We start from the raw sequence: 2,351 nt of genomic DNA, 5'->3' as shown, positions 1-2,351 counted from the left end.
GTCTTCAGCAGGTTGTCGACATAGATCTGCCGGCTTTCTGGCTGCTGGACGATGTCGCCGTTATCGTCGTATTGACGATCCAGCGCCGCCAGGTAATGCACTGCGGAAATCGAGGGCGCCATTACCTTGAGCTGCGACCACGTTGCGGTTTCACCCCAGCGTTTGTCGATGCTGATCATTAGCGGCTTGAATTCGGTGATCCCAGCCTGACTCTGTTTTTCCAGGCCTCTCGCCGTCTTGTTCAACAGCAGCTTCATGCCGCTTTGCACGCGATTCAAGTCAGTCCCGACCCGGTCCAGGTTCTGCGATTTGAGCAGTGCGAGAATATCGTTGCCGAGGACTGCAAACGTCTTCTCCTCAGGCAGCGCGTGCCGCTCCCAGTGCTTCAACTCGACCGCACTGTTAGGCATGTAGTCGGCGAGTGTGCCGTTTTGCACGCTGCGCATTAGCATGTCGCCAATAGGCATGAGAAAGAAGACGGCGATAAACGCAAGCAGTGGCAACACCAGTAGCACGGACTTGAACTTGTTCCGACGCTCGGCCTTGTCCAGGCTTTCCTTTATTGACTGGCCAACCTTCGGCTGCACAAACAGCCGATCCGCAGGCCCTTCAGACATTACAGGGCGATTCATGGAGTGATCTCCGTGTGAGCGGTGACGAAAGTTAGATAACGGTGTTGAGCGCTCGACAGTCGTCAGCACGCCACCCTACGGTCACCAGGGCGCCGGGAGTCGGCGTCGACTGGTTGACGCCGTTCACCACTTTGACGATGAAGTCATCTTGGTCCGCGACGCTTAACCGCAAACGAAGGTGGTCCCCGTGATAGATCAGCTCTTGAATTTTTGCCGGTAGCCGGTTTTCACATTGACCGTCGGCCGGATCGAGGTAGACGCGCTCTGGGCGAATCGACAAGGTGGTTTTCGTGCCACGGGCAGTACTCGCGGATTTCGCCGCAACGGCCTTCACTCGAAGGTTGCCGACTTGCACTTGGCAGTAATCGCCATCGCGTTCGATGACCTCCCCCGTCAGCCGGTTGTTTTCACCAATGAAGCTGGCAACGAAGGCGGTCTCGGGTTTCTCGTACAGGTCGGACGGATTGGCCAGTTGCTGAACCACACCATCATTGAACACCGCAATGCGATCAGACATGGTCAGCGCTTCAGTCTGATCGTGGGTGACGTAAACAACGGTAATGCCCAGCTGCTTGGAAAGGCGCTTGATCTCGTACTGCATTTGTTCACGCAGTTGTTTGTCGAGCGCGCCGAGCGGTTCGTCCATGAGCACTAGGCGAGGTTCAAAAATCAGCGCGCGAGCCAGGGCTACTCGTTGTTTCTGCCCGCCGGACAGTTGTGCCGGCATGCGATTGCCCAGCGGCCCCATGGCGACCATGTCCAGGGACTTCTTAACTTTGCCCTGGATGTCGCTTGAAGACAGGCCGCGGACCTTGAGTGGAAAAGCCAGGTTCTCAGCAATGGTCATGTGCGGGAACAATGCATAGTTTTGAAAGACCATGCCGATTCCGCGTTTCTGTGGCGAGATATCGTTAACCGGCTGTCGGTCGATGGAGATTTCACCGTGRGTGACGGTTTCAAAACCCGCCAACATCATCAGGCACGTTGTCTTTCCAGAGCCAGACGGCCCAAGCATGGTGATGAATTCGCCGCGCTGAATATCCAGATTGAAGTTTTTGACCACGAGGTTTTCGCCATCGTAGCTCTTCTGCACATTGCGAAAACTCACAAAGGATTCTGTTTGCATGTGAACACCCTTCTGCAATTCTTTGATCAGCTAAGTGCGAAGCCGTCTTTAGCGGCGCTCACACGGTTTCTCTTGTTCGCGTGGACTCAGGACTGCTTTCGATCAGGCGTACGGACGCCCGTGTCTGATGGTCGACGCGGCAAACTCAAGAGGAATCTTTCGGCAGAAAAGGCTCAGGGCGAGCCCGGAATCGATAAGGTGTGATGGAGCGGCACGAAGTTGCGAACCCTGTTGGATTGTCGACGACTTCGACCTGACGATGCATTTTGCATTCATGGTTGTCTCCGGCGATTTTTGCGCCTGGCCCGGAGTCGAACCTCCGGGCACTGCGCGACTCAATCGACTTGTTGTTATGACGTTTCTATACCGTGCCTGACCGCCGCTAATACGGTTGGCCCAGGGGGGTCAGCACTTGATTTTGTTCATTTCAGGGTCGTAGAACGCACGAAGGCTGGCCTCAACCTCATACCGCTTCGTCGCCACCTCAATCTCGTACTTGCCTTCTTTCACCCAGTCAGCCGTTGCACCTTCGGCGTTGCAGACATACCCCATGGCGACGTTGCCGCCGATGTAATGGCCGTACATCCCAGAGG

General features: G+C 55.7%; 2 protein-coding genes and 1 pseudogene. All 3 read right to left on the bottom strand.

Going from position 1 to position 2,351, the window contains the following annotated elements:
- Positions 1–632, bottom strand: a pseudogene (locus AC1DVH_RS29680) (ABC transporter permease); the annotation flags it as partial.
- Positions 633–663: 31 nt separating this feature from the next.
- Positions 664–1,758 carry an ABC transporter ATP-binding protein gene (locus tag AC1DVH_RS29675; protein ID WP_477756790.1) on the bottom strand — a complete coding sequence of 365 codons (1,095 nt, stop codon included), beginning with the start codon at positions 1,756–1,758 and terminating at the stop codon, positions 664–666.
- Between the two features lie 405 nt (positions 1,759–2,163).
- A partial coding sequence (locus tag AC1DVH_RS29670; protein WP_477756789.1) for a glycine cleavage T C-terminal barrel domain-containing protein occupies positions 2,164–2,351 on the bottom strand: 188 nt, incomplete at its 5' end.

It is taken from the genome of Pseudomonas sp. P4_C3, assembly GCF_056402075.1.
The sequence above is the reverse complement of the archived record's forward strand: the minus strand, read 5'-3'. Positions and strand labels throughout refer to the sequence as shown.